Origin of the sequence: Rhodovulum steppense, assembly GCF_004339675.1 — a bacterium.
Taxonomy (GTDB): domain Bacteria; phylum Pseudomonadota; class Alphaproteobacteria; order Rhodobacterales; family Rhodobacteraceae; genus Rhodovulum; species Rhodovulum steppense.
In genome coordinates, this window is record NZ_SLVM01000026.1 from 12,985 (window position 1) to 29,042 (window position 16,058).

20 protein-coding genes and 1 tRNA gene are annotated in these 16,058 nt (G+C 68.9%); 11 read left to right on the forward strand and 10 right to left on the reverse strand.

The features are described 5' to 3' along the window. Positions 1 to 40: 40 nt before the first annotated feature. The gene (locus tag EV216_RS14745) at positions 41 to 940 is read right to left on the reverse strand and encodes an MBL fold metallo-hydrolase (protein ID WP_132696298.1); all 900 of its coding nucleotides are present in this window, start codon (positions 938 to 940) and stop codon (positions 41 to 43) included. A gap of 58 nt (positions 941 to 998) precedes the next feature. Here EV216_RS14745 and EV216_RS14750 point away from each other — a divergent pair, with 58 nt between their 5' ends. Then, complete coding sequence (locus EV216_RS14750) at positions 999 to 2,318, forward strand: ATP-binding protein (protein WP_132696299.1); 1,320 nt, start codon at positions 999 to 1,001, stop codon at positions 2,316 to 2,318. A 78-nt stretch (positions 2,319 to 2,396) separates the two neighbouring features. On the opposite strand, the gene EV216_RS14755 is transcribed toward EV216_RS14750, so the two are convergent. Together EV216_RS14755 and EV216_RS14760 are read right to left on the reverse strand one after the other, a co-directional pair. Beyond that, a complete protein-coding gene (locus tag EV216_RS14755; RefSeq protein ID WP_132696300.1) occupies positions 2,397 to 3,953 on the reverse strand; it encodes an alkaline phosphatase in 1,557 nt (518 codons plus the stop codon). Between the two features lie 272 nt (positions 3,954 to 4,225). Beyond that, a tRNA-Ile gene (locus EV216_RS14760) sits at positions 4,226 to 4,302 on the reverse strand. A gap of 243 nt (positions 4,303 to 4,545) precedes the next feature. On the opposite strand from EV216_RS14760, the gene purM reads away from it, so the two are divergent. The 6 genes from purM (at position 4,546) to EV216_RS14790 (ending at position 9,047) form a co-directional block, all read left to right on the forward strand. After that, positions 4,546 to 5,592, forward strand: coding sequence for a phosphoribosylformylglycinamidine cyclo-ligase (gene purM / locus EV216_RS14765; protein ID WP_132696301.1), 1,047 nt, complete (start codon positions 4,546 to 4,548; stop codon positions 5,590 to 5,592). Beyond that, entirely contained in the window at positions 5,589 to 6,179 is a 591-nt protein-coding gene (gene purN, locus EV216_RS14770) for a phosphoribosylglycinamide formyltransferase (protein WP_132696302.1), read from the forward strand. Before purM ends, purN begins: the two co-directional genes overlap by 4 nt. A 149-nt stretch (positions 6,180 to 6,328) precedes the next feature. Continuing rightward, on the forward strand, positions 6,329 to 7,492 hold the full coding sequence (gene rnd, locus EV216_RS14775; RefSeq protein WP_132696303.1) for a ribonuclease D: 1,164 nt from the start codon (positions 6,329 to 6,331) through the stop codon (positions 7,490 to 7,492). A gap of 136 nt (positions 7,493 to 7,628) precedes the next feature. Continuing rightward, positions 7,629 to 8,057, forward strand: coding sequence for a hypothetical protein (locus EV216_RS14780; protein WP_132696304.1), 429 nt, complete (start codon positions 7,629 to 7,631; stop codon positions 8,055 to 8,057). A gap of 212 nt (positions 8,058 to 8,269) precedes the next feature. Continuing rightward, positions 8,270 to 8,614, forward strand: a complete 345-nt coding sequence (locus tag EV216_RS14785; protein ID WP_165899267.1) for a hypothetical protein — start codon at positions 8,270 to 8,272, stop codon at positions 8,612 to 8,614. A 61-nt stretch (positions 8,615 to 8,675) separates the two neighbouring features. Then, positions 8,676 to 9,047, forward strand: a complete 372-nt coding sequence (locus EV216_RS14790; RefSeq protein WP_132696306.1) for a hypothetical protein — start codon at positions 8,676 to 8,678, stop codon at positions 9,045 to 9,047. Between the two features lie 19 nt (positions 9,048 to 9,066). Here the strand turns inward: EV216_RS14790 and EV216_RS14795 are convergent, their stop codons facing one another. Next, complete coding sequence (locus EV216_RS14795) at positions 9,067 to 9,534, reverse strand: hypothetical protein (RefSeq protein WP_132696307.1); 468 nt, start codon at positions 9,532 to 9,534, stop codon at positions 9,067 to 9,069. A 133-nt stretch (positions 9,535 to 9,667) separates the two neighbouring features. On the opposite strand from EV216_RS14795, the gene EV216_RS14800 reads away from it, so the two are divergent. Next, positions 9,668 to 10,099: a SufE family protein gene (locus EV216_RS14800; RefSeq protein ID WP_132696308.1), complete on the forward strand. Its 432-nt coding sequence runs from the start codon at positions 9,668 to 9,670 to the stop codon at positions 10,097 to 10,099. 18 nt (positions 10,100 to 10,117) lie between these two features. Here EV216_RS14800 and EV216_RS14805 read toward each other — a convergent pair whose 3' ends face one another. The 5 genes from EV216_RS14805 to EV216_RS14820 form a co-directional block, all read right to left on the reverse strand. After that, positions 10,118 to 10,750: a DUF1638 domain-containing protein gene (locus tag EV216_RS14805; RefSeq protein ID WP_132696309.1), complete on the reverse strand. Its 633-nt coding sequence runs from the start codon at positions 10,748 to 10,750 to the stop codon at positions 10,118 to 10,120. Beyond that, positions 10,747 to 10,905 (reverse strand): hypothetical protein, encoded by a 159-nt coding sequence (locus EV216_RS18335; protein WP_165899268.1) that lies wholly within the window; start codon positions 10,903 to 10,905, stop codon positions 10,747 to 10,749. The genes EV216_RS14805 and EV216_RS18335 overlap by 4 nt, the downstream gene beginning before the upstream one ends. Before the next feature lie 60 nt (positions 10,906 to 10,965). Then, entirely contained in the window at positions 10,966 to 11,670 is a 705-nt protein-coding gene (locus tag EV216_RS14810; RefSeq protein WP_132696310.1) for a corrinoid protein, read from the reverse strand. 137 nt (positions 11,671 to 11,807) lie between these two features. Next, a complete protein-coding gene (locus tag EV216_RS14815) occupies positions 11,808 to 12,773 on the reverse strand; it encodes an SGNH/GDSL hydrolase family protein (protein ID WP_165899269.1) in 966 nt (321 codons plus the stop codon). Between the two features lie 95 nt (positions 12,774 to 12,868). Beyond that, positions 12,869 to 13,462, reverse strand: a complete 594-nt coding sequence (locus EV216_RS14820) for a histidine phosphotransferase family protein (RefSeq protein WP_132696311.1) — start codon at positions 13,460 to 13,462, stop codon at positions 12,869 to 12,871. A gap of 38 nt (positions 13,463 to 13,500) precedes the next feature. On the opposite strand from EV216_RS14820, the gene EV216_RS14825 reads away from it, so the two are divergent. The 3 genes from EV216_RS14825 to olsA all read left to right on the forward strand — a co-directional run bounded on the left by EV216_RS14825 (position 13,501) and on the right by olsA (position 15,434). Then, positions 13,501 to 13,683: a DUF3553 domain-containing protein gene (locus EV216_RS14825; protein ID WP_132696312.1), complete on the forward strand. Its 183-nt coding sequence runs from the start codon at positions 13,501 to 13,503 to the stop codon at positions 13,681 to 13,683. A 159-nt stretch (positions 13,684 to 13,842) separates the two neighbouring features. Beyond that, a complete protein-coding gene (gene olsB, locus EV216_RS14830) occupies positions 13,843 to 14,619 on the forward strand; it encodes an L-ornithine N(alpha)-acyltransferase (RefSeq protein WP_132696335.1) in 777 nt (258 codons plus the stop codon). After that, entirely contained in the window at positions 14,616 to 15,434 is an 819-nt protein-coding gene (gene olsA / locus EV216_RS14835; protein WP_132696313.1) for a lyso-ornithine lipid O-acyltransferase, read from the forward strand. Before olsB ends, olsA begins: the two co-directional genes overlap by 4 nt. Here the strand turns inward: olsA and EV216_RS14840 are convergent. Beyond that, positions 15,431 to 16,051 (reverse strand): thiamine phosphate synthase, encoded by a 621-nt coding sequence (locus EV216_RS14840; RefSeq protein ID WP_132696314.1) that lies wholly within the window; start codon positions 16,049 to 16,051, stop codon positions 15,431 to 15,433. The genes olsA and EV216_RS14840 overlap by 4 nt on opposite strands. Positions 16,052 to 16,058 lie beyond the last annotated feature (7 nt).

Consider the following 16,058-nt stretch of genomic DNA (forward strand, 5'->3'; position numbering starts at 1 on the left):
GCCCCGTCCAGAGGGTTTGCGCGAGAAAATTGCCTCTCGGTCAGAGCCGGTGCCAGAGTGCCGTGGCGGTGATCTGGCCTTCGGGTTCTGCCAGGGATTTGTCTGCCATCTCAATGAGATGGGCGAGGACGTTTCGGGTGGCGGCGGGCAGTAGGGCGGGGGGGGTGTCGGTATAGACCGCGCGGGCGAGGGCCTGGGCTGTTGCGGGGCCGGCGGCCAGCGCCTCGGATATGCGGGCCGCGCGCTTCCGTCGGTGGGCGGTCAGTTCGACGATCCGGGCAGGGCCATCCGCCACCGGCGCGCCATGGCCGGGAAACAGCACCCGTTCGGGCCGCCCGGCCAGCAGATCGAGCGAGGCCATGAAGGCGGCAAGGTCGCCATCGGGGGGCGAGACCATGGAACTGGCCCAGCCCATCACATGATCTCCGGTGAACAGCGCGTCCTGCCAGGCGAGGCAGATGTGGTTGCCCATATGGCCGGGCGTGTGCAGCGCCTCGATCTGCCAGCCTTCGCCGACAAGACGGTCGCCATGGGCAAGACGGACATCCGGCGCGAACCCGGCGTCAATCCCTTCGCCGCCGCCAAGCCCCGCCAGCGCGGCCAGATCGACCCGGCGTCCGGCCGCGCTGTTCCCGAAGGCCAGCACCGGTGCTCCTGTCGCCTGTGCCAGAGGGCGGGCCAGCGCCGAGTGATCGAGATGGGAATGGGTGACGAAGATATGGCTGATCGTCTCGCCGGGGCCGAGTGCGGCCATCAGCGCATCCAGATGCGCGGGATCCAGAGGGCCGGGGTCGATCACCGCGACATGGCCCTCGCCCAGCAGATAGGTGTTCGTTCCCCGAAAGGTCATAGGCGACGGATTGGGCGCAAGCACGCGGCGCAGCCCGGTGCGAAGCCAGTCGCAGGCGCCCGGCCTGGGGTCGAAATCCTCGTTGCTCATCGGTGGCGTCCCTCCGTGCAGTCTTCCTAAGCAGGCGCTGGGCGGCTAAGGCTTTAGCATGTGGCGGGCCTCGATCAAACGGATGCTGCCGCGGGGGCTTTACGGCCGGGCCGCGCTGATCCTTCTGGTGCCTGTCGTCACGCTGCAACTGGTGGTCTCGGTCGTCTTCATCCAGCGCCAGTTCGAGGATCTGACCCGGCAGATGTCGCGCGCGATCGTGCTGGAACTGGTATTTTTGGCGGATCTGGTCGAGGAGGCTCCCGACCGGGAGGCGGCGCTGGCGCGCGCGCGCGCGGTGGGCGGGCCGCTGGCGCTGTCGGTGGCGTTTCCCGAGGCGGTGCCCCTGGGGGAGGCGAGGCTTTTCTACGATCTTTCGGGCAAGACGGTGACGGCGACCCTGGCCGAGGGGTTGCCGGACTTTCTTGGCATAGATCTTGCCACCAGCACGCGGCTGGTGCGGGTCGGGCTGGAAACGCCGCACGGCCCGATGGAAGTGGGGTTCGACCGACGTCGGGTCTCGGCTTCGAATCCGCATCAACTGTTGGTGCTTATGGTGGTCACGGGCGTGCTGATGACGCTGATTGCCTATCTGTTCCTGCGCAACCAGCTTCGACCGATCACCCGGCTTGCCGCCGCTGCCGAGGCGTTCGGCAAGGGGCGGGCGATGCCCTACAAACCCTCGGGCGCGGCCGAGGTGCGAGCGGCGGGTTGGGCCTTTTTGGACATGCGCGCGCGGATCGAGCGGCAGATCGAACAGCGCACACTGATGCTCTCGGGCGTCAGCCACGATTTGCGGACGCCGCTGACCCGGCTCAAGCTCGAATTGTCCATGGCCGAGCAGACGCCCGAGACAGAGGCGATGCTGCGCGATCTGGCCGATATGGAGCAGATGATCGACACATTTCTCGACTTCGCCCGGTCCGAGGCGCTGGACGATCTTCGGCCCTGCGACCCGGCCGATCTGCTGTTGCGCGTGGCCGAGCGGGCGCGTGGCATCGGAGGTCCGGTGGAGGTCGGTGATATGCCACCCGGGCAAGAGGTCTTGCTCCGCCCGCTGGCGGTCGAGCGGGCGCTTCAGAATCTCGTGAACAACGCGCTGCGCTACGGCAAAAGGGCGGCGCTGGGACTTTCGGTCAATCCGGGGCGGGTGATCTTCACGGTCGAGGATGACGGCCCCGGCATCCCCGCGGATCGACGCGAACAGGCGCTTCAGCCGTTCCAGCGGCTCGACGCGGCGCGCGGTCAGGAGAAGGGCGGCGGGGTTGGGCTTGGTCTGGCCATCGCTTCCGACATCGCGCGCGGGCATGGCGGGGAGTTACGCCTGGGTCAAAGCGCGCGGCTGGGCGGGCTGAGGGCAGAACTGGTTCTGGCGCGGTAGGGGCAGAACGCGCCGCCGCGGCGAGGCGGCGACGCGAGGGGGCAGGGCGATCATGCCCCGCCCGAAATCAGGCCCTGCTTACGCGGCGCGGGTGCGGCGGCGCAGACCGGCCAGCAGCAGCAGGCCCGAGCCGAACAGCCAAACGCCCGCGGGCAGCGGCACCGGCGCGAGGTCGTCGCCGCCCAGCCCGCTCGCCTGCGCGATCACGCGGTAAACGGCGGTGTTGTCGATATATTCACCGGTCTCGTTGTGGCCGGTGAAGGTCACAAGTCCCGGATCGGTGCCGATGATCTGGCTCAGGAACAGATCGGCGCCCGCGCCATGCGCCCACATCAGCGTGTTCTCGTTGGTGTGGGTGCCATAGTGCCAGCGAACCCCCGGCAGGTTGCCCTGGCCGTTGTTCTGGATCGGCTCGAACGCGATGGTGTTGGAGTTCGGGCCCATCGGCATGGCGTTGCCGTGGTCGGTCAGCACGATCATCAGGGTTTCTTCCCAGGACGACCAGGTGTTCACCCAGTCGACCGCCGCCGCGACCGAGCGGTTGAAATCAACCTGTTCCTCGATGATGCGGGCGGTATGGTTGGCATGGGCCGCCCAGTCGACCGCACCGCCTTCGATCATCACGAAGAAGCCGTCTTCGTCCTTGCTGAGATGGTTGAGCGCGCCCAGCGTCATGGTTTCCAGCGTGGGCACATTGTCGTTCTGCGCCACCTCGAAGGCGTTGGCGCCGGCGAAATGACCGCTGCGGTTGTATTGCAGCGTGTCGCCGACCTGGGGCAGTCCGAAAAGCCTGCCGTCGATCACCAGATCGCCCGAGGCCAGCGCCTCGAACTGCTCTTTCGTCTGGATCAGGGACATCCCCGCGCTGCCATCGTTCAGCGCGTTCCAGACGCTTGCGGGCGTGTAGCCGCCGCCCGAGCCGGTCTCGTTGGCGAAGGACGGGTTGGCGCGCAGCTGGCCGTTCGAGTCGTAAAGCGGATGGCCGCCGCCCATGATAAGGTCCAGCGTGCCTTCGAACACCATCTGCTTGGCGATCTCGCCATAGCTGTTGCGGCTGATGTTCTGCGCGCCGAAGGTCGCGGGGGTGGCGTGCGAATAGGGCACGCTGGACACCACGCCCACGGCCTTGCCGAGTTCTTCCTTGATCTGCTGCGAGATGAAGCCCAGCGGCTGGCCGAAATCGTCGAAATCGACGGCGTTGTTGTAGGATTTCTCGCCGGTGGCAAGCGCCGTGCCCGCCGCTGCGCTGTCGGTGTAGTCGCGCTTGATGTAGTCGTAACCCGCGAAATGGCTGGTGCGGCCGCCATAGCTGCCGCTGACCGGGGTGGTGTCCCATGCCTTGTCGGGATCGTAGAACACCTTTTGCTCGCCCGAGTATTGCGGCGTGCTGGCGGTGTTCAGCGGCGTGGTGATCATGCCCAGCTTGACGTCGAAGCTGTCATAGGCCTGCTGGCCCTTTTCGCCGTATTCCCAGTAGCTTGCCATGTCCCAGGTGCCCCAGGAGGCGCCGTCGGAGATGAACAGGATCACGTTCTTGGCCGTGTCGAAGGTGGCGGCGGGCGCGGCGATCGGCGTTACGAGCGGAACACAGACCGAAGCCGCGAGCAGGGCGCGGCGGGAGATTTTGAACGACATTCTGTCCTCGTCGATGCATTTCGATGAATGGGCGGACGGTCAGGCCGAGCAGGACTCGCCCGAGACGCGAGAGGAAGATCGCCTTGGCGTGTTAAGGTTTATTGGCGTTCGGGTAACGTTTCCGCGACAATCGCGGTGGCCCCTGCGGTCGTGCGTCGCAGCGAGGATCGGTATCCGGGCCGATCACATCCGGGGCCGCAATAGCCGAACAGAATCAGTATGCTAGGAGAAGTGTCGCCGGGATCGTCGGCCGAAAGTGAAGGCGGAGGGGATGGTAGGCCCGGAGGGACTCGAACCCCCAACCAAGGCGTTATGAGCGCCCTGCTCTGACCAATTGAGCTACAGGCCCGACCTGTGGCCCTGAGTAGCAGACCGGGGCCGCCCGTCAAGGTGGCCGTGAGGCGGCGCGGCGCGACTCGGGGTTAACGGGCTTGTCCGGCAGGGCCGGGACAATCGGAAACGCATATGATTTCCATATGAATTCCATATGACCTTTTGCGGAGGGGCGGGCGGTTAACGGGGCGAGCGGCAGGCCCCGTGGACAGGCGGCGGGGGATCGGCTAACGCTGCGCCGACCAGATGGAGGGCGTCGATGAGCGAGCGCAAGAATGGCCTGACCTATGCCGCGGCGGGGGTCGATATCGACGCGGGCAATGCGCTGGTCGAGCGGATCAAGCCCGCCGCCAGACGCACCGCCCGGCCCGGCGTGATGTCGGGGCTGGGCGGGTTCGGCGCGCTGTTCGACCTCAAGGCGGCAGGCTACACCGATCCGGTGCTGGTGGCCGCGACCGACGGGGTGGGCACCAAGCTGCGGATCGCCATCGACACCGGCGAACTGGGCGGCGTGGGGATCGACCTTGTCGCGATGTGCGTGAACGATCTGGTCTGCCAGGGCGCGGAGCCGCTGTTCTTTCTCGACTATTTCGCGACCGGCAAGCTGTCGGTCGACGAGGCCGCAACCGTGATCGAGGGCATCGCCGAGGGCTGTGCCCGGGCGGGCTGTGCGCTGATCGGCGGCGAGACAGCGGAAATGCCGGGGATGTATCACGACGGCGATTTCGACCTTGCGGGCTTTGCGGTGGGCGCGATGGAGCGGGGCGCCGATCTGCCCGCTGGCGTGGCCGAGGGCGACGTGCTGCTGGGGCTGGCCTCGGACGGGGTGCATTCCAACGGCTATTCGCTGGTGCGCAAGGTGGTGGACCTGGCCGGGCTGGGCTGGGACGCGCCCGCGCCCTTTGCCGAGGGGCCGCTGGGGGCGGCGCTGCTGGTGCCGACGCGGCTTTATGTGCGCCCCGCGCTGGCGGCGATAAGGGCGGGGGGCGTGCATGCGCTGGCCCATATCACCGGGGGCGGGATCACCGAGAACCTGCCGCGTGTCCTGCCCGAGGGGCTGGGGGCCGAGATCGACCTGTCGTCCTGGGACCTGCCGCCGGTCTTTCGCTGGCTGGTCGGGACGGCCGGGATGGATCAGGCGGAACTGCTCAAGACCTTCAATGCCGGGCTGGGCATGGTGCTGGCGGTGGCGCCCGAGCGGGCCGAGGCGCTGGCCGATCTGCTGGCGGCAGAAGGTGAAACAGTTCACCGGATCGGCCGGGTCGTGCCGGGGCAGGGGGTGGCCTATCGGGGTCGGCTGGTGTGAAGCGGGTCGCGATCCTGATCTCGGGCGGCGGGTCGAACATGGTCGCGCTGGCCGAGAGCATGGTGGGCGATCATCCGGCGCGGCCCGTTCTGGTGCTGTCCAACGTGCCGGGCGCGGGCGGGCTGGCACGGGCGCAGGCGATGGGCATTCCGACCGCGGTGGTCGATCACCGCCCCTTCGGCAAGGACCGCGCCGCGTTCGAGACCGCATTGCAGGCCGCGCTTGAGCGTGCAGACCCCGACATCCTGTGCCTTGCGGGCTTCATGCGGGTGCTGACCGAGGGGTTCGTGACCGCCTGGGCGGGCCGGATGCTGAACATCCATCCCTCGCTTCTGCCGAAATATCGCGGGCTTGATACCCATGCCCGGGCGATTGCGGCGGGCGACACGCAGGCGGGTTGCAGCGTGCATGAGGTGACCGCGGAACTGGATGGCGGGCCGATCCTTGGCCAGGCGCGGGTGCCGATCCTGCAGGGCGACACCGCCGAAACGCTGGCCGCGCGCGTGCTGCCGATGGAGCACCTTCTGTATCCGGCAGTCCTGCGCCGCTTTGCGGAGGGGGACAAAAGCCCCGTCCTGCTGCCCTGATCGGCCCCGCAATGGCCCGATTCTCGTAGGTTTTCCGATCCTTGCGCGGACAGAAAGCACCCTTTCCAAGCCCCCCGGCATTCATTATCAGGGGGGGGGAGTGGTGCCGGAGCAGAGAGACGCATGAACACGGCAGGACGCGGGCGCAGATGAAGACAGTGACCACCACCGAGGCGCTGGCCGCCTTTTGCAAGGAGGCCGCGACCCGGCCCTATGTGACGGTCGATACCGAGTTCCTGCGCGAACGGACCTATTACGCCAAGCTCTGCCTGCTGCAACTGGCGATCCCCGGCCCGGATGGCCCCGAGGGGGCGGCGGTGCTGGTCGATCCGCTGGCCGAGGGTCTGTCGCTCGACCCGCTTTACGCGCTGTTCCGCAATACCGATGTCGTCAAGGTGTTCCACGCCGCGCGTCAGGACCTGGAGATCTTCTATACCGAGGGCAAGGTCTTTCCCGAGCCGCTGTTCGATACCCAGGTCGCGGCCATGGTCTGCGGGTTCGGCGAGCAGGTGGGATACGAGACGCTGGTGCGCAAGATCGCGCGCGACAATCTCGACAAGACCTCGCGCTTTACCGACTGGTCGCGTCGGCCGCTGTCGGATGCGCAGAAGACCTATGCGCTGGCCGATGTCACGCATCTGCGGGTGATCTACGAGCATCTGGCCGCCGAACTGGACCGCACCGGCCGGGCGAAATGGCTGCACGAGGAACTGGGGGTGCTGACCGACCCCGAAACCTATATCGTGCGCCCCTCGGAGGCGTGGCAGCGGATCAAGACGCGCACCAATTCGGGCAAGTTCCTGGCCGTGGTGCGGGAACTGGCGCGGTTCCGCGAGGGCTATGCCCAGTCGCGCAACATCCCGCGGACCCGCGTGTTCAAGGACGACGCGCTGCTGGAACTGGCCTCGACCCGGCCGCAGAATATCGAGGAACTGTCGCGCTCGCGGCTTTTGCTGCGCGAGGCGCGGCGGGGCGAGATCGCGGATGGCATCATCGCCGCCGTGCGCGTCGCCCAGGAGACCGCGCCCGAGGATTATCCCAAGGTGCCGGGCACCAATTCGCGGCTTCAGGTGAACCCGGCGCTGGCCGATCTGTTGCGGGTGCTGCTGAAGGCCAAGTCCGAGGAGACGGGCGTGGCGCAGAAGCTGATCGCGACCTCGTCGGACCTGGACCTGATCGCGGCGGGCGAACGCGACGTGCCCGCGCTGCGGGGCTGGCGGCGCGAGGTGTTCGGCGAGGACGCGCTGCGGCTGTGCCGGGGCGAGATCGCGCTGACCGCGCGGGGCAGCAATGTGGAAGTTGTCGGGCTCTGAGCGCGGCGGGGACGGGGCGCACTTCACGTTTGCATGAGATTTCTGCGCTGCGGCGGTTTCCCGGCGCCCATGCCCTTGCCGTGACGGCGGCGGGCATCACCTTTGGGGCAGTATTGGGCGAACACGGGAGTCTGCCATGGCCGACAAGAAGAATGACCAGTTGATCGACGACCCCACCCCGCTGTCGAGCCGGTTCAACTGGCCGCTTCTGAGCAGTCGCAAATCCGCGGTCAATCTGGCGGGGGTCGGCCCCACGCCGTTCTCGTCGGCGCTGGGCCTGTCCTTGCTGTCCAGCCGGTCGGGCGCGGGGGCGATGGAACTGCGCACCGGCGATCCGACGCCGTTTTCCAGCCGGTTCAACTGGCCGCTTCTCAGCGAGCGCCGCGGCAATGTCGAGCTGTCGACGGGGGATTCCACGCCGCTGTCCTCCAAGCTGAACCTTCCGCTGCTGAGCGACCGGGCGACCGTCGCGGGCGGCGAGGTGTCGGGCGGCGGCTCGGGCCTGCCGGATGGTGCGTTCGGGCGGTTCATCCGGCAGATCATCACGGGCGAGGTCCAGAAATAGGCCGCACCCGGTCCGGACCGGGATGTGAAGATGGCCCGTCGGCTTCGGTCGGCGGGCTTTGCACTTGAAGCGGTGGCGGCTGCGGCCATATGGTTCGGATAGCGGGGGCGGTCATTCCGCCGCCCCGCCTTTTCGGGCGATCCGGCTTGGACCATTCCCGCATTCTGGGCATTGCTTCGGAAGAACCGGCTGCGGCGCATCGCGCGGCGGCCGTGACGCGTTTGCGCGGCTGGTTCGGTGCCGCTGTCGCGGTGCTTCTGGCGGTGAGTCTCGTTCTTGCGACGGGCGTGCGGCCGGGCGAGCGGGGCGGGGTGGCGGTGTTTCAGGCCGCGGCCCTGTCTGTCGCCCCGGCCCTTGCGGACCTGTCCGGGCGTGGGGTCGCCGGAGATGCCGGGCTTGCCACCGCCGGGGATGTGCCGCCGGGACTGACCCCGGGGGCCGCGACCTGCGGGGTCACCGGAGGCCGCGCAATCGCGGCGGTGACGGTCGCGGGGTATCTGCGGGGGGCGCGTGACGGGGCCAACGGGGCGCGTGCGCCGCCGGGCGTTCGGGGCTGAGTTTAGTCACCCGATCGACCCTGCCGCGCCACAGGCTGCGGCCCCTTTCACAGGACTGACCATGACAACGACTTTTCCGGCTCTGACGAGCCTGTTTGCGGCTGCGGGCGCGCTGGCCCTCGTGGGCCGTGCGGCGTGGCGCTGGCGCGGGACGCGCGATGTCGCCCTTCCCGCGGCGCATGCCTCCTCCCCGCCGATGCCGCGGGAACTGCCGGTTGCCCCGGCCCCCGCCCGCCGCCACCGGGCGGAACTGCCCGACACGACCTGCGACGCCTGCGGGACCATGATTCCGGGTGGCGAAAGGATCTGTCCGATCTGCGCGCGCAAGCAGGCGGCCGCGAAGGGCGCGGGCTGGACCACGCTGTGGCACTGGCTGTTCACCATCGCGGTGCTGACGGTGCTGTATGGCGGGGCCTATCTGCTGGCGCCGTGAGCGGGACGCGGCGCGCGGATCAGCGGCTGACGCGCTGCTGGTTCTGCGCGCCGCGCACCACGATGGCGCGCACGCCGTCGAGATCCTGATCGGTCAGGAAGGTGCCCGCGGTCAGTTCGCGCGAGGGTTCGGTGCCGACGCGGGTGGCCCGGTCGGGCGGCGCGAGGCGGAAATCGAAGACCAGGACGCCGGTCTCGCCGGGCGTGGCGGGGTCGCGCACCAGTTCGGCGTCCCAGAACCCCTGCCGCGAGGGCCGGCCCGTCGCCTGCACGATGGCGCCGCCGGGCGCGCGATCGACGCCCATCTCGACCACCAGATCGACCAGCGGGCGCGGATCGGCCATCTGGCGGCTGACCGGACCGGTGGTGCTGCCTTCCTCGGTGGCGCCGCCGAACCAGTTGAACGGGTTGAGGCGCGACTCGCTCACGGTGGAGCAGCCGCCAAGGATCAGCGCGGTCGACAGGATGACCATGAAACGTGCGCGCATGCGTCCCCCAGGGTTGTCTCTGCCCACGGGTTAGCCGAAAGCCGGGCGGTTGAAAAGCCGCGACAGGCGCTGCGCTGGACCTTTCGCGCTGCCGGTCCTAAGTGGGAGGGGCAATGGCAAGGAGGCCCGGGTGGTGGCAAGCGCGGCATTCGAGGAGATCGTCGAGACCTTCGAGTTCCTGGAGGACTGGGAGGACCGGTATCGCCATGTGATCGAACTGGGCCGCGCGATGGACCCGCTGGAGGATGCCTTCAAGGTGCCCGCGACCAAGGTGGACGGCTGCGCCAGCCAGGTCTGGCTGATGCCCGAGATCGAGGGGCAGGGCGCGGGCGCGGTCTACCGTTTCAGGGGCGACAGCGACGCGATGATCGTGCGCGGGCTGATCGCGGTGCTGCGGGCGCTGTATGACGGGCGGACGGTGGCCGAGGTTCTGGCCACCGATGCGGGCGCGCAGATGGCCCGGCTGGGTCTGGACGAGCATCTGTCCTCGCAACGCTCGAACGGGCTGCGCGCGATGGTGGAGCGCATCCGCAGCCAGGCCGCTTGCGTCGCCGAGGGCGTCTGACGCGGCTGTCGCCCGGGTTCAGGCGCGCGGCGCGAGGAACCGCGCCAGATCGCCATAGCCCGTGACCCGCCGTTCATGGGCCAGCCCCAGCCGCGCGGCGCAGGCGCGCGCGGCCGCGTCCAGCGCGGGTTCGTCGGTCTGGGCAAGATGGATCAGCCGGTCGTAATTGCCGAAATAGCTGGCCACCAGCTCCGGGTGGCGGTCGAGGCCGAGCGGGCGCCAGACGAAGGCGTCGAACTGGCGGGCGAGGAAATCGGTCAGGTAGAAGGCGGTCGGTTCGGCCCGCGCGGCGAAGGCGTCGAGCCCGTCGAAGAAGGCGTAGCAATGCGGCCCCGCGATCATCTCGACGCCCAGTTCGGCGCAGAGCCGCGCCAGCCCGCCGCCGGTGCCGCAATCGGCATAGGCCACGAGGATCGTGGCATAATCGGCGCGATGCTGCGCCACGGCGGCGCGGATGCCCGGTTCGATCCGCTCGGGGTGGTTGTGCCAGATCGCGGGCAGGCAGGCGAGGTCGAGATGGTCCCAGCCATTGGCCCGCTTCAGCGCAAGGATCTCGTGGGCCAGCGCGCCGCAGGCGATCACCAGCACCCGGCCCTTGCCCGACGGCGCAAGCCCGGTCTCGGTCAGCGCATGGTCGCCGGGCGGGATCATTTCCGCCGCAGCAAGCGCAGCGCCAGCGCCGCCACCAGCGCCAGCGGGATCAGCACCGCCATGCCGTGGCCAGGCAGGGCGGTCACCAGCGCGACGGTCAGCGCGGCGGCGGCGATCACGCCGGCCAGGATCAGGGCGAAGATGCGGAACGGCATGGGCACTCCCCTCGGGTCATGGGGCCGATGTGGGGCCCCGACCCCGGCGCCCGCAAGGGGTCAGGCGACAACGGCCTGGTTATGCCTGCGCGCGATGAAGGCCTTGGCGGTTTCCACGGCGACGGCGGCATCGCGGCAATAGGCATCCGCCCCGATCGCGCGGCCGAATTCCTCGTTCAGCGGGGCGCCGCCCACCAGCACGATATAGTCGTCGCGGATGCCGCGCTCGGCCATCGTGTCGATCACGATCTTCATGTAGGGCATGGTGGTCGTCAGCAGGGCCGACATGCCCAGGATGTCGGGCTGTTCGGTTTCCAGCGCGCCGAGATAGCGGTCGACATCGGTGTTGATGCCCAGGTCCACCACCTCGAACCCCGCGCCTTCCATCATCATCGAGACCAGGTTCTTGCCGATATCGTGGATGTCGCCCTTGACCGTGCCGATCACCATCTTGCCCATCTTGGGCGCGCCGGTCTCGGCCAGCAGCGGCTTGAGCAGGCCCATGCCCGCCTTCATCGCATTGGCGGCCAGCAGCACCTCGGGCACGAACAGGATGCCGTCGCGGAAATCCTTGCCGACGATGGTCATGCCGGCGACCAGCGCCTCGGTCAGGACGCGATAGGGTTCCCAGCCGCGGGCGAGCAGGATCTCGACGCCCTCGACGACCTCGTCCCTGAGCCCGTCGTAAAGGTCGTCATGCATCTGCGGGACGAGCTCCTCGTCGGGCAGGTCGGCAAGGATCAGCTCGTCGTCGTCTTCGGCCATTCGCGTCACTCCGGTTCCCCGGGTCCGCCGGGCAAGGCGGACCCTTCGCGCGATCTATCGGCATTTCCGGCCGTCCGACTTGGCCGGTTGCGACATCGTCCGCACAACGCGCGACGTTTTCGCATGCGCCGGCCGGGTCAGGGCCGCCCGCGACGACGCAGAAGGACCAGCCCGCCCAGCCCGCCCAGCAGCAACACGCCCCCCGCGGGCAGCGGCACGGGGGCGATGGCGGCGAGGAACCGATCTGCGATCAGCGCATGCGCGGCCTGGGTCGGGTGGATGCTGTCGTGGAACAGGAAGCCGGTGCAATCCGGTGCCGCACCGGCCTGAAGCGCGACGAGGCAGGGCGTGGTGAGGTTCGTGAAGCCATAGGCGGCGCTGTCGGTCTGGACCAGGTCGAACAGCCCGAAGATGTCCACATAGCGCACATCGCCGCCGCCGAGGCCCGCAAGGGCGGTCTGGAGGGTGGCGTTGAAGGCCATCGTGGCCGCGGTTGCGGCGGCCGAGGCGTCGTTGCCCAGGGCCAGCGCTTCGGGGATCCGGCCCAGATCGGGCAGGCCGAAGACCGCGACGGTGCCGAGGCCGCCGCCGATCAGGGCCTGGACCCCGGTGACGATCTCGGTCACGGCGGCGCCGATGGCCACCGCTGCGGCGGTCGCGGGATCGTCGGCGCGGAACGCGTCGCGCAGGTCGTTGCCGCCGAACCAGACCGCGGCCAGCGGGTTCGCCCCCAGAACGGGCGCCGTTGCTTCGTAAAGCGCGCGCTGTTCGGCGAAATCGGGCAGGTCGACGCTATAGGGGCCGCCGGGCAGGTTGACGCTGATCGTGCCCTGGGTCACCGCGGTCGCGCCGCCGAAGGCGAAATTGGCGCCGGAGGCGAGATCGGCGCCGAGTTGCGCCGCCCATGTCGTGCCATCGGTGAACTGGCCCTGCGGATAGATCGCGGCGAGAACCGGGTTCGGTCCGGGCAGTTGCGAGAGCGTGTTGCCCGGATCGCTGAGGCTGTCGCCGAAGACGACGAAATCGGTGTAGGGCCCCAGCGATCCGGCGCAGGCGGGCAGCGGTGCGGCCAGAATCGCCGCGGCAAGTGCAAGATGTTTCATCGGGGTCTCCCTCGTTCCCTGGTGCGAGGGATTAGAGCGCCGCGCGGGGAATCTGTCCATTCCCTTGCCCATGGCGCCGGACCGGCCCTTCGGGGTCAGATCGAGAGGTCGAACCGCGTCTCGCTGCGCGAGAGCGCGAGCGTGCGCCCGGCCGCGCGGGCGGCGACCGGCAAGAGCGCGAACTGGACCTCCGAGGCGGCGATCTCGCCCTCCGGGGCGCGGTTCTCGGCGATCGGAAGCCAGAGCCGCGGATCGAGCAGCAGGCGGGCGCCTTCCGCCGTCAGCGCCAGGTCCCTGCCGGATCCGCTGATCGCGATCCGCCCGCCGCGCCGCAGGGCGGTCTCGGCGCAGAGGACCGCCAGCAGCACGACCTTGGCCAGCGTCCGGGGCAGCGCGGCGGGCGGATCGGCGGCGATCTCGATCCGGCTGCCGCCGTAATAGTCGGACAGGATGTCGGCGATCTCGGCCCCGGCGACCTCGGTCCCTTCGCCGGCGGCGCCAAAGGCCAGGCGGAACAGCCTTATGCGGCCGTTCGCGCGGGCGACGCTGTCGGCGATCAGCTCGAATTCCTCGCGTCCCAAGAGGCCCGGCGACATGGCCAGAAGCTCCATCCCGTTGCCGATCGCGCCGATCGGGCTGATAAGGTCGTGACAGATACGCGAGCCGACAAGGGCGGTCAGATCAGCCATGTCGCAACTCCGCGTGGCGGGCGATGGGGGAAAAGTCGATGCAGCCAATGAATTCCATCCTCGAACCCGGCATGCTGGTGCGCCATCCGGGCCAGCCCGATTGGGGCATCGGGCAGGTGCAATCGGTGATCGGGGCACGGATCACGGTCAATTTCCGCGAGGCGGGCAAGGTGGTGATCGACGGGGCGCGGATCGAACTCATGCCTGTTTACGAATCCTAACATCTGGTTCGCGAAAGGCTGACCCAAGATGGTTAACGCGGCATTAACGGATGCGCCCGGCCGGGGGGGATGCGCGGCGGCACGCGCAGTTGCGCTTTGGTGCCCGGCCCCCTAGAACGCGCCCAGACCGCCCCGCCGGGGCCGCCGGAGCCCGCGCCGATGCACCCGCCCGAGGACCATTTCGAGCTGCGCCTTGCCCAGACCGAGGCCGATCTGCGCGCCGCCCAGCGGTTGCGCTATGAGGTGTTCGTGGCGGAACTGGGCGGCGACGGGCCGCTGGTCGATCACGAAAACCGGCTGGAGCGGGATGCGTTCGATCCGCATTACGACCACCTGATTCTGGTCGACACGCGCCGCGATGCGGGCGCGCTGGATCATGTGGTGGGGGTCTACCGGCTGTTGACCTCGGAACGGGCGGCGGCGCTGGGGCGGTTCTATACCGAGGACGAATACGACCTGACCCGGCTCGGGGAGAGCGGGCGGCGGTTGCTGGAACTGGGGCGGTCCTGCGTGCATGCCGATTATCGCGGCGGCACGGCGCTGTATCACCTGTGGAACGGGCTGGCCGACTATGTGCAGGAACGCGGGGTCGAGATCCTGTTCGGGGTGGCCAGTTTCCACGGCACCGATGTCGAGGCGCTGGCCGAGCCGCTGTCGCTGCTGCATCACCGGTTCCTTGCGCCCGAACCGCTGCGCGTGCGCGCGGTCGAGGGGCATTTCCAGCGGATGGACCTGCTGGCGGAGGCCGCGATCGACCGCAAGCGCGCGATGCTGGCGATGCCCGCGCTGATCAAGGCCTATCTGCGGCTTGGCGGCTTCGTGGGCGAGGGGGCCTATATCGACCGGGCGTTCAACACGATCGACGTCTGCCTGGTGATGGACACCGCGCAGATGAACGCGAAGAGCAGCGCGCGCTATGTGCGGGGGCGGGGGTGAGCACCTGGCGTGGCGCCGAGCCGCCGCCCGCGCCGCCGATTTCGCTGGCGGGCTGGGTGCGCGTGGTCTGGCGCGGCGTGGCGCTGGGGGGCGTGACCTTCGGTTGCCTGGGGCTTTTGCTGCTGGTGCGGCTGGTGGAGCGCCCGGTTTTCGGCTGGCACCGGCCGGTCACGCCCTTCATCACGCAATTCGTCTGCCGGATGGCCTTTGTCATCCTCGGGATCGGCTATGCCGTGCGCGGCCGACAGATGCGCGAACGGGGGGCGGTGGTGGCCAACCATGCGTCTTGGCTGGACATCTTTGCGCTGAATGCGAGGAAGCGGATCTATTTCGTCTCGAAAGCCGAGGTGGCGGGCTGGCCCGGCATCGGCTGGCTGGCGCGGGCGACGGGGACGGTCTTCATCAATCGCGACCGGCGCGAGGCGAAGGCGCATAACCATGTCTTCGAGGATCGGTTGAAGGCGGGTCACAAGCTGCTGTTCTTCCCCGAGGGTACCTCGACCGACGGGCGGCGGGTTCTGCCTTTCAAGACAACGCTTTTCGCGGCGTTCCTGACGCAGGAGTTGAAGGATATCCTGCATATCCAGCCGGTGACGGTGATCTATGCCGCGCCGCCGGGCGCGCATCCGGCCTTTTATGGCTGGTGGGGCGACATGGGGTTCGGCGCGCATCTGCTGAACGTGCTGGCGGCCCGACCGCAGGGGGGGGTCGAACTGGTCTATCACGCGCCGCTGAGGGTGGCCGATTACCCCGACCGCAAGGCGCTGGCCCGGGCCTGCGAGGACGCGGTGCGCAGCGCCATGCCGCCGGCCTAGCCCATCGCGGCGATCAGGCGGGCGAGCGTCGCGCAGGCGTCGTCGGTGCGCCAGATTTCCTCGCCTATGGCGAAGAAATCCACGACGGGGGAAAGGTTTGCGATCAGTTCCTCATCCAGTGCGCCCTCGGCCACCACGGGGATCTCGATCACTTCGGACCACCATTCGAACAGGTCGCGTTCGGCCAGCGTCCCGTCGCCCAGGGCCGTCGCGCCGATGGGGCCGAAGGCGATGTAATCCGCGCCCGCCTCGCCCGCGTTCAACCCGTCATGGCGCGAGGCGCCGCAATAGGCGCCGACGATCGCATCCGCGCCCAGTGCGGTGCGCACCTTGCGCACGTTGCGCGCGCCATCGGTCAGGTGGACGCCGTCAAGCCCCAGCCGCTCGACCAGGCCCAGATGCGCCTCGATCACCAGCGGCACGTCGCGGGCATGGGCGATCTCGCGCAGCTCGTCGGCGGCGCGCGCGACGCGGTCCTCGTCCCGCGTTGCCATTGTCAGCCGCAGGCAGGCCACCGGATGGGCATCCAGCACCGCCGCAAGGCGGGGGGCGAACGCCTCGGGCTCGAAGGCGGGGGGGGTGATGAGGTAGATTTGCGGGCGCTCGATCTCGGCCATTTCGGGG

Bases quoted from the DNA above. Each gene is read 5' to 3' on its own strand.
- EV216_RS14745 (WP_132696298.1), bottom strand. From the start codon at position 940: ATGAGCAACGAGGATTTCGACCCCAGGCCGGGCGCCTGCGACTGGCTT.
- EV216_RS14750 (WP_132696299.1), top strand. From the start codon at position 999: ATGTGGCGGGCCTCGATCAAACGGATGCTGCCGCGGGGGCTTTACGGC.
- EV216_RS14755 (WP_132696300.1), bottom strand. From the start codon at position 3,953: ATGTCGTTCAAAATCTCCCGCCGCGCCCTGCTCGCGGCTTCGGTCTGT.
- purM (WP_132696301.1), top strand. From the start codon at position 4,546: ATGAGCGAGCGCAAGAATGGCCTGACCTATGCCGCGGCGGGGGTCGAT.
- rnd (WP_132696303.1), top strand. From the start codon at position 6,329: ATGAAGACAGTGACCACCACCGAGGCGCTGGCCGCCTTTTGCAAGGAG.
- EV216_RS14780 (WP_132696304.1), top strand. From the start codon at position 7,629: ATGGCCGACAAGAAGAATGACCAGTTGATCGACGACCCCACCCCGCTG.
- EV216_RS14790 (WP_132696306.1), top strand. From the start codon at position 8,676: ATGACAACGACTTTTCCGGCTCTGACGAGCCTGTTTGCGGCTGCGGGC.
- EV216_RS14795 (WP_132696307.1), bottom strand. From the start codon at position 9,534: ATGCGCGCACGTTTCATGGTCATCCTGTCGACCGCGCTGATCCTTGGC.
- EV216_RS14805 (WP_132696309.1), bottom strand. From the start codon at position 10,750: ATGATCCCGCCCGGCGACCATGCGCTGACCGAGACCGGGCTTGCGCCG.
- EV216_RS18335 (WP_165899268.1), bottom strand. From the start codon at position 10,905: ATGCCGTTCCGCATCTTCGCCCTGATCCTGGCCGGCGTGATCGCCGCC.
- EV216_RS14810 (WP_132696310.1), bottom strand. From the start codon at position 11,670: ATGGCCGAAGACGACGACGAGCTGATCCTTGCCGACCTGCCCGACGAG.
- EV216_RS14815 (WP_165899269.1), bottom strand. From the start codon at position 12,773: ATGAAACATCTTGCACTTGCCGCGGCGATTCTGGCCGCACCGCTGCCC.
- EV216_RS14820 (WP_132696311.1), bottom strand. From the start codon at position 13,462: ATGGCTGATCTGACCGCCCTTGTCGGCTCGCGTATCTGTCACGACCTT.
- EV216_RS14825 (WP_132696312.1), top strand. From the start codon at position 13,501: ATGCAGCCAATGAATTCCATCCTCGAACCCGGCATGCTGGTGCGCCAT.
- olsB (WP_132696335.1), top strand. From the start codon at position 13,843: ATGCACCCGCCCGAGGACCATTTCGAGCTGCGCCTTGCCCAGACCGAG.
- EV216_RS14840 (WP_132696314.1), bottom strand. From the start codon at position 16,051: ATGGCCGAGATCGAGCGCCCGCAAATCTACCTCATCACCCCCCCCGCC.